The organism is Streptomyces sp. ATLC9, from assembly GCF_057196705.1.
Genome location: NZ_JBXUOY010000218.1, coordinates 1 through 8,984, shown reverse-complemented (window position 1 = coordinate 8,984; position 8,984 = coordinate 1). Strand labels below are relative to the sequence as shown.

At 71.7% G+C, this 8,984-nt stretch carries 7 protein-coding genes; 3 read left to right on the top strand and 4 right to left on the bottom strand.

The genetic code is table 11. From position 1 onward, the window contains the following. Positions 1-20: 20 nt before the first annotated feature. Positions 21-179 carry a hypothetical protein gene (locus AC2CJA_RS20125; protein ID WP_206347279.1) on the bottom strand — a complete coding sequence of 53 codons (159 nt, stop codon included), beginning with the start codon at positions 177-179 and terminating at the stop codon, positions 21-23. Between the two features lie 156 nt (positions 180-335). Next, positions 336-578: a DUF6411 family protein gene (locus tag AC2CJA_RS20120; protein WP_241715621.1), complete on the bottom strand. Its 243-nt coding sequence runs from the start codon at positions 576-578 to the stop codon at positions 336-338. A gap of 186 nt (positions 579-764) precedes the next feature. Here AC2CJA_RS20120 and AC2CJA_RS20115 point away from each other — a divergent pair, with 186 nt between their 5' ends. Beyond that, entirely contained in the window at positions 765-1,943 is a 1,179-nt protein-coding gene (locus tag AC2CJA_RS20115) for a phospholipase D-like domain-containing protein (protein ID WP_484604089.1), read from the top strand. Positions 1,944-2,102: 159 nt separating this feature from the next. Here AC2CJA_RS20115 and aspS read toward each other — a convergent pair whose 3' ends face one another. Next, the gene (gene aspS / locus AC2CJA_RS20110) at positions 2,103-3,878 is read right to left on the bottom strand and encodes an aspartate--tRNA ligase (protein WP_484604088.1); all 1,776 of its coding nucleotides are present in this window, start codon (positions 3,876-3,878) and stop codon (positions 2,103-2,105) included. A gap of 139 nt (positions 3,879-4,017) precedes the next feature. Between aspS and AC2CJA_RS20105 the strand changes: the two genes are divergently transcribed. Continuing rightward, positions 4,018-6,294 (top strand): SpoIIE family protein phosphatase, encoded by a 2,277-nt coding sequence (locus AC2CJA_RS20105; protein WP_484604087.1) that lies wholly within the window; start codon positions 4,018-4,020, stop codon positions 6,292-6,294. Positions 6,295-6,359: 65 nt separating this feature from the next. On the opposite strand, the gene AC2CJA_RS20100 is transcribed toward AC2CJA_RS20105, so the two are convergent. Further along, a complete protein-coding gene (locus AC2CJA_RS20100; protein WP_484604086.1) occupies positions 6,360-6,884 on the bottom strand; it encodes an SseB family protein in 525 nt (174 codons plus the stop codon). 196 nt (positions 6,885-7,080) lie between these two features. Between AC2CJA_RS20100 and AC2CJA_RS20095 the strand changes: the two genes are divergently transcribed. Then, complete coding sequence (locus AC2CJA_RS20095; protein ID WP_484604085.1) at positions 7,081-8,907, top strand: acyl-CoA dehydrogenase; 1,827 nt, start codon at positions 7,081-7,083, stop codon at positions 8,905-8,907. Positions 8,908-8,984 lie beyond the last annotated feature (77 nt).

Sequence of the window (8,984 nt, the reverse complement as noted above, 5' to 3'; positions counted from 1 at the left end):
GTACGGGGCGGCGCCCCGTACTACCGCCGTGCGCTGCGCTTGACCAGATAGGCGGCGGCCAGACAGGCGGCCGCGATGGCGAGGAACACCAGGGTGATGGTCAGCCCGCCGGGGAGGCTCGTCCCCTCGGCGAGAAGCGCGGGTTCGCCGCCCTGCGCGGCGTCGGTGTACCGACTCACTGCGGTCTCCCTTCCGGAGGAATCCACATCGGGGGCTGCGGCGGCCACGGGGAGGGTGCGCGCCCCGCGACCGCTTCCCTCTCCTCGTTTCCCGTCCCGGGCGGCGGCGCATGCCGCGTGTGCGCCCGGATGGCCGGACCACGGCGGGAACGGGAGTCAGAACGGCAGCCGGCCGCGGGCGCGGCGGCCCGCGGAACCGCTGCGTCCCACCGCCCGGGAACTCTTGCCGAACGGCTTGCTCAGCCAGCGCCCCAGCGGACCGGGGGCCTTGCCCCCCGCCCGGGCGCCCAGTCCCAGGGACCGCTGCGCGCCGCGCTCGGGGTGGCGGGACAGGCGCGGCACCACGAAGGCCAGAACGGCCAGGACCACGCACCCTGCTATCACACCGGCGACCACCATGGTCACTCCTCACGTCGTCTCTCATCCGGTCATATCGCCCCGTGTCGTCCCGACCACAGAAGCCGTGTGTCGCATCCGTCTGCCCCGACTCGCGCCCGGCATCCCTGAGAACCGGATCGGTGGGCACAAGCAGACCGAGAGGATTTTCGATTCGGCGGAAGTCCGGGAGTCCGGGAGGAAAGGTCCATGGGCGTCGTGGACGACGAGGCGGAGAAGCGCAAGCGGCGGCTGCGGCGGCGGCTGGAGCGGCTGATCGGGATCGCCGCCACCGAGGGGAACGAACTGACGGCGCTGCGCAACGGTGACGAGATCTTCCCGGCGATGCTGGAGAGCATCCGGGCCGCCGAGCACACCGTCGACATGATGACGTTCGTGTACTGGCGCGGCGATATCGCCCGCGAGTTCGCCCATGTCATGGCCGAGCGTGCCCGCGCCGGGGTGCGGGTGCGGCTGCTGCTGGACGGCTTCGGCAGCCGGCTGATCGAGAAGGACCTGCTGGAGGAGATGGACCGGGCCGGGGTGCGGGTGGCCTGGTTCCGCAAGCCGCTGTGGATCTCCCCGCTGAAGCAGAACCACCGCTGCCACCGCAAGGTGCTGGTGGTGGACGAGCGGACGGCCTTCACCGGCGGGGTGGGGATCGCCGAGGAGTGGTGCGGCGACGCCCGCGACGAGAGCGAGTGGCGCGACACCCATGTGCGGGTGCGCGGCCCGGCCGTGGACGGCATCGCCGCCGCGTTCGCGCAGAACTGGGCGGAGTGTTCGGAGGTGCTGTTCGACGAGCGGGACCGCTTCGTCGAGCACGGGACGCGGGGCGGCTCGGTGGTGCAGGTGGTGCGCGGTTCGGCCAGCTTCGGCTGGCAGGACATGCAGACGCTGCTGCGGGTGGTGCTGGAGACGGCGCAGGAGCGCGTACGGCTGGCCACGGCGTACTTCGCGCCCGACCCGTACTTCGTCGGGATGCTGTGCGCCGCCGCGCGCCGCGGGGTGGAGGTGGAGCTGCTGCTGCCCGGCCCGCACACCGACCAGCGGGCGTCCCAGCTGTCCGGGCAGAACCACTACGAGGAGCTGCTGGCGTGCGGGGTGCGGATCTGGCACTTCCAGCCGTCGATGATGCACGCCAAGATCGTGACGGTGGACGGGGTCGCCTCACTGGTGGGCTCCACCAACCTCAACCGGCGCTCGATGGACCACGACGAGGAGGTCATGCTCGTCGCCCTGGACGAGGACTTCACCGCTGGGCTGGACCGGGACTTCACCGCGGACCTGCGCCGGAGCGTGCGCATCGTGGGCGCCCGCTGGCGCAGGCGGTCGGCTCTGCAGCGGGCCCGGGAGGCCGCCGTCACGCCGATCCGCCGGTTCCTGTGAGCCGCCGCCTCCCGTGGGACACGGACGGGCCGGGACCTACGAGGCCGCCCGCCGCCCGGCCCCCGCCGGCTGGCAGCGCCACCGCTCCGGCGACTGGCCGGGACCGCGGTGCGGTCCCGGCCCGTCCGGTGGACTGCGTGCCCTCCCGCCGTGCTCCCGTCAGTCGGCCCGCTTGACCCGCGGGGGCTTGCGCACCGACAGGTGCAGCTCCCTCAGCCGGGCCTCGTCGACCTCGCTCGGGGCGCCCATCAGCAGGTCCTGGGCGTTGCCGTTGAGCGGGAAGGCGATGGTCTCGCGGATGTTGGGCTCGTCGGCCAGCAGCATCACGATGCGGTCGATGCCCGGGGCGATGCCGCCGTGCGGCGGGGCGCCGAAGTGGAAGGCGCGCAGCATGCCGCCGAACTCGCGCTCGACCTCCTCACGGCTGTAGCCGGCGATCTCGAAGGCCCTGTACATGATCTCCGGCTCGTGGTTCCGGATCGCGCCGGAGGACAGCTCCACGCCGTTGCAGACGATGTCGTACTGCCAGGCCAGGATGTCGAGCGGGTCCTTGGTCTCCAGCGCCTCCAGGCCGCCCTGCGGCATGGAGAACGGGTTGTGGGAGAACTCGATCTGCCCGGTGTCCTCGTTCTTCTCGAACATCGGGAAGTCGACGATCCAGCAGAAGCGGAAGACGTTCTCCTCGAAGTGGCCGGTGCGGCGCCCGGCCTCGACGCGGACCGCGCCCATGATCCTGGAGACCTCGTCGAACTCCCCCGCGCCGAAGAAGACGGCCGTGCCCGGACCGGCGTCCAGCCGGGACAGCAGCGCGGAGACGTTCTCCCCGGTGAGGAACTTGGCGATCGGGCCGGTCAGCTTGCCGTCGTCGCCCACGCGCACCCAGGCCAGGCCCTTGGCGCCCTGCGAGACGGCGAACTCGCCCATCTGGTCGAAGAACTTGCGCGGCTGGCCGGCGGTGCCGGGCACGGCCAGGGCGCGCACGTGCTTCCCCGCGAACGCCTTGAAGTCCGAGCCGGCGAAGACGTCGGAGACATCGGTCAGCTCCAGCCCCACGCGCAGGTCCGGCTTGTCGCTGCCGTACCTGAGCATCGCCTCGCGGAAGGGGACGCGCGGGAAGGGCGAGGTGACGTGGCGTCCGTTGCCGAACTTCTCGAAGAGGTCGGTCATCACCTTCTCGATGACGCCGAAGACGTCCTCCTGCTCGACGAAGCTCATCTCCATGTCGAGCTGGTAGAACTCGCCCGGCGAGCGGTCGGCGCGGGCGTCCTCGTCACGGAAGCAGGGCGCGATCTGGAAGTAGCGGTCGAAGCCCGCGATCATCAGCAGCTGCTTGAACTGCTGGGGGGCCTGCGGCAGCGCGTAGAACCTGCCCGCGTGCAGCCGGGAGGGCACCAGGAAGTCGCGCGCGCCCTCGGGGGAGGTGGCCGACAGGATCGGGGTGGCCATCTCGTTGAAGCCGAGCGCCGTCATCTCCTGCCGGATGGTGGAGATGACCGCCGAACGCAGCATGATGTTGCGGTGCATGCGCTCCTTGCGCAGGTCGAGGAAGCGGTGCTCCAGGCGCCGCTCCTCGTTGACGCCGTCCTCGGTGTTGATGGTGAACGGCAGCGGGTCGGCGGCGCCCAGCACCTCGACCCCGGTGACCTCGACCTCGATCTCGCCGGTGGGCAGCTCGGGGTTGACGTTCTCCTCGCCGCGGGCGACGACCCGGCCGTCGACGCGGACGACGGACTCCTTGGAGAGCGAGCTCAGCGCCTCGTAGGGGGCGGTGTCGGGACGGACGACGAGCTGGACGATCCCGTAGTGGTCGCGGAGATCGATGAAGAGGATGCCGCCCAGGTTCCGCCGATTGTGCAGCCAGCCGGAGAGGCGGACATCCGTGTCGATGTCCGCGGCACGGAGCTCGCCGCAGGTGTGGGACCGGTACCGATGCATCACTCGTCCAAGTCGTCAGGTTGTCGGTTGGTGTCGGGCCGCCGGCCGCTCGTCGGCGAGGGGGCGCACACGCCCCACAGACTACCGTCCGGCCGCCTTCCGCCGGGTGCCCCCGGGAATGACCACATAAGGTGGAAAAGTGCACACTGAGGACATTCTCGCGGCTACCGGGGTCGGCCTGTGGCGCTGGGACAACACGGCCGGCGTCATCACGCTGGACGCCACCGCCGCCCGGCTGCTGGGCCTGCCCCCCGAGGAGACCGTCCTGACCGAGAACGCCCTGCGCTCCCGCTTCCACGCCCTCGACTACGCCGAACTGGCCAACGTCGGCGCCCTGGCCATCGCCGAGGGCACCATCGCGGAGGCGCTGCAGCGGGTGGTGGCGCCGGACGGCACCGTCCTGCGGGTCGTGCGCAACCGGCTGGCCCTGGCGGAGCGGCCCCGGCCCGAACCGGAGACTGAGACGGAGCCGGGCCGGTCCTTCGTGCTGTACGGGCTGCTGACCGAGATCCCCTGGTCGGCCCATCCCGCCGGGCTCGGCTCGGACACCTCGGAGGCCCCCCTGGAGGCACGCCCGGCGGAGATCCTCCCCGCACGGCCGCCGACCACGTCCCCACCGGTCGTGCACTCCTCCGCATCACAGGACCCGGCCACCGCCGGGTGGCGGCACTCGCGCGAGGCCTTCCTGATGGACACGGGGCGGGCACTGGCCACGGCACAGACCACCCAGGAGGTGCTCGAGGTGGCGGCCCAGATGTCGCTGCCCGGTCTCAACCCCGTCTTCCTGGTCATCTACGCCGTCAGGGGCAACCGGCTGGCGCCGATCAACTACTACGGGCCGGAGGCGCACCGGCAGCCGGCCTTCGGCGAGATAACGCTGGAGAGCGACTACCCCGGCAGCGTGGCCGTCCGCACCGGCCGGGCCGTCTACCTGTCCTCCCCCGACGAGTACCGTCGCCGCTTTCCCGCCGTCTGGCCCCTGCTCGAGGACTACGGGCGCCGGGCCTGGGCCTATCTGCCGCTGACCGTGAACGGCCGGACGATCGGCACCTGGCTGCTCGCCTTCGACAACCTGGTCCCCTTCACCTCCGACGAGCGCCGGCTGCTGGTGTCGGTGGCGCGGATGCTGGCGCAGGCCCTGTCGCGGGTGTACGTGCGGGAGTCCGAGCGGGAGCTGGCCGACAGCCTCCAGCGCACCATGCGGCCCGCCCAGCGCACCGCCGTCCCCGGCATGACGGTGGTCAGCCGGTACCTGCCGGCCGGCGGCGGCCTCCAGGTCGGGGGCGACTGGTACGACGTGATCCCGCTGCCGTCGGGCAGCACCGCCCTGGTGATCGGCGACGTACAGGGGCACGACGTGCGCGCCGCGGGGGTCATGACGCAGCTGCGGATCGCGCTGCGCGCCTACGCCGCGGAGGGGCACCGGCCCGACGCGGTGCTCGCCCGCGCCAACCGCTTCCTGGCCGGGATGGAGACCGGCGACCTGCCCGAGCCCGGCGGCGCCGCGGAGCGGGCGGACGCCGGTTCCGGCGACGACCACCGCTTCGCCACCTGCCTGTACGTGGAGGCCGATCCGGACGGCGCGCTCGACGTCGCCCGCGCCGGCCACCCCGACCCGGTGCTCCGCCTGGCCGACGGAGCGGTGCTGACCTGCGCGGTGGCGCCCGGACCGCCGCTGGGGATCGTCGCCGGCGCCGACTACCCCATCACCCGGGTGGTGCTGGGCCGGGGCGAGACGCTGCTGATGTGCACCGACGGGCTCATCGAGGCCGGCGGCCTGGACTACGACGCCGGATGGGAGCGGCTGCGCAAGGTACTGGGGGAGCACGGGGGATCGCCGGAGGACCTCGCCGACACGCTGATCCGCGCGATGCACGGCGCCCCGAGCCGCCACGTGACCGGCACCGGTCACGGCATGGAACCGCGCGCGGGCGGGCGAGAGGACGACATCGCGCTGATGCTGCTGAAGCGCGAGGGCGGCGCGCCGGACAGGTTCCCGCACCCCCTCGCCCGCCGCCTGGTGATGTCGGTGTCCCAGAGCGAGCAGGTCCGCATCTCCGACGCCCGCCACCGGCTGCGGGAGCTGATGTTCGACTGGGCGCCGGAGGACCAGGTGGAGGGCGCCGTCCTGATGCTGTCGGAGCTGCTGACCAACGCCCTGGTCCACACCGACTGGGACGCGGCCCTCGCCGTCGGGCTGGAGGGCGAGCCCGGCTCGCGGCGGCTGCGCGTCGAGGTCTCGGACTCCAGCGACGAGCCGCCGCACCCGCGCGACCCCGGCGAGCTCGCCTCCCACGGGCGCGGTCTGATGCTGCTGGAAATGCTGGCGCACTCGTGGGGGGTGGAGCCCATGGGCACGGGGAAGAGCATCTGGTTCGAGCTCCACGAGGCCCGGGAAGGGCCGGACCGGGGCTGAACCGCCGGGCGCGCCGCGTCAGGCGTCGCCGGGGGGCCGGGGGCGTCGGCCGCCCCGCGGACGGATCAGCCGTACATCCGGCGCATCGCGAAGTCGACCATCTCCTCGACCGCCTTGGCGTCGAAGACGATCCGGTGGTCGCCCTCCATGTCCAGCACGAAGCCGTAGCCCGACGGCAGCAGGTCGAGCACCTCCGCGCCGGTGATCACGAAGTACTTCGACTCCTTGCCCGCGTACGCGCGCAGCTCCTTGAGCGTGGTGAACATCGGGATCACCGGCTGCTGGGTGTTGTGCAGCGCCAGGAAGCCCGGGGTGTCGCCGCGCGGGCAGTACACCTTCGACGTGGCGAAGACCGCCTGGAAGTCCTCGGGGGTCATCACCCCGGTGGTGAAGGCCCGCACGGCCTCGGCCAGCGACGGCGGCGAGGGTTCCGGGTAGAGCGGCTGCTGGTGGCCGTAGCCGGCCTGCGGCGGCTGCTGGCCGTAGTGCTGCCCGGCGTGCGCGCCGTGCCCGGGATGGCCGGTGTGGCCGCCGTGACCGGCGTGCTGCCCCGCGTGCCCCGCGTTTCCGGTCTGGTCGTAGCCGTACATGGGCTAAGCGTAACGACTCCGGACCGCTCCGCCGCCCCGCGGCGGAGCGGTCCGGAGTCAGGGCGCGCTCCGGGGAGTTCCGTCACAGTCGCGCGAATCGGGTTGCTTCTTATTACCGGCGGGTAGCATGATGAGAGCTACTTTCTGGTACGCGTAGGGAGGAGTCTCCTCCCCCTATCCATACGGAGCCGTCGCCATGGGGCACTACAAGTCGAATCTCCGCGACATCGAGTTCAACCTCTTCGAGGTACTCGGCCGCGACACGGTGTACGGCACCGGCCCGTTCGCGGAGATGGACGTCGAGACCGCCAAGAGCGTGCTGGCCGAGGTCGCCCGCCTGTCGGAGAACGAACTGGCCGCCTCCTACGAGGACGCCGACCGCAACCCGCCGGTGTTCGACCCCGAGACCAACACCGCTCCGGTCCCGGAGTCCTTCAAGAAGAGCTACCAGGCGTACATGGACGCCGAGTGGTGGCGGCTGGGCATCCCGGAGGAGATCGGCGGCACCACCGTGCCGCGCTCCCTGCTGTGGGCCTTCGCCGAGACCATCCTCGGCTCCAACCCGGCCGTGTGGATGTACGCGTCCGGCCCCGCCTTCGCCGGCGTCCTCCACGACGAGGGCACCGAGGAGCAGAAGAAGATAGCCAAGCTCATGGCGGACCGCCAGTGGGGCTCCACCATGGTCCTCACCGAGCCCGACGCGGGCTCCGACGTGGGCGCCGGCCGCACCAGGGCGACCAGGCAGGACGACGGCTCCTGGCACATCGAGGGCGTCAAGCGCTTCATCACCTCCGGTGAGCACGACATGTCCGAGAACATCGTGCACTTCGTCCTCGCCCGCCCCGAGGGCCACGGCCCGGGCACCAAGGGCCTGTCCCTGTTCATCGTGCCCAAGTACGACTTCGACTGGGAAACCGGCGAGCTCGGCGGGCGCAACGGCGTCCACGCCACCAACGTCGAGCACAAGATGGGTCTGAAGGCCTCCAACACCTGCGAGATGACCTTCGGCGCCAACGCCCCCGCCAAGGGCTGGCTGATGGGCGAGAAGCACGACGGCATCCGCCAGATGTTCAAGATCATCGAGTTCGCGCGGATGATGGTCGGCACGAAGGCCATCGCCACCCTGTCCACCGGCTACCTCAACGCGCTGGAGTACGCCAAGGAGCGCGTCCAGGGCGCCGACCTGGCCCAGTTCACGGACAAGACCGCCCCGCGCGTCACCATCACCCGCCACCCCGACGTGCGCCGCTCGCTGATGACGCAGAAGGCGTACGCCGAGGGCATGCGCTCGCTGGTGCTCTACACCGCCACCGTCCAGGACGAGGTCCTGGCCAAGGAGGCCGCCGGCGAGGACGCCTCCGCCGCCAAGCGCCTGAACGACCTGCTGCTGCCGATCGTCAAGGGCTACGGCTCGGAGAAGTCCTACGAGCAGCTCGCCCAGTCGCTGCAGACCTTCGGCGGCTCCGGCTACCTGCAGGAGTACCCGGTCGAGCAGTACATCCGGGACGCCAAGATCGACACCCTCTACGAGGGCACCACCGCGATCCAGGGCCAGGACTACTTCTTCCGCAAGATCGTCCGCGACCAGGGCCAGGCGCTGACCGCCCTGTCCGAGGAGATCAAGAAGTTCCTGGCCGAGGCCGCCGGCGGCGAGGACCTGGCCGGCGCCCGCGAGCGGCTCGCCGGGGCCGCGGGCGACCTGGAGGCCATCGTCGGGACCATGCTGACCGACCTGGCCGCCACCGAGAAGGACGTCAAGTCCATCTACAAGGTCGGCCTGAACACCACCCGTCTGCTGATGGCCTCCGGCGACGTCGTCGTCGGCTACCTGCTCCTCAGGGGCGCCGCCGTGGCCGCCGACAAGCTGCCGGGCGCCGCCGCCAAGGACAGGGCGTTCTACGAGGGCAAGATCGCCGCCGCGAAGTTCTTCGCCGCGAACATCCTGCCGGGCGTCGGCGTCGAGCGGCGGATCGCCGAGGCCACCGACCTGTCGGTGATGGAGCTGGACGAGGCCGCCTTCTGAGCGGTCCCCGGCCGGAGTCCTGGGGGGGGGGGGGGGGGGGGGGGGGGGGGGGGGCGCGCCGGCCGGCGGGGGCGGCG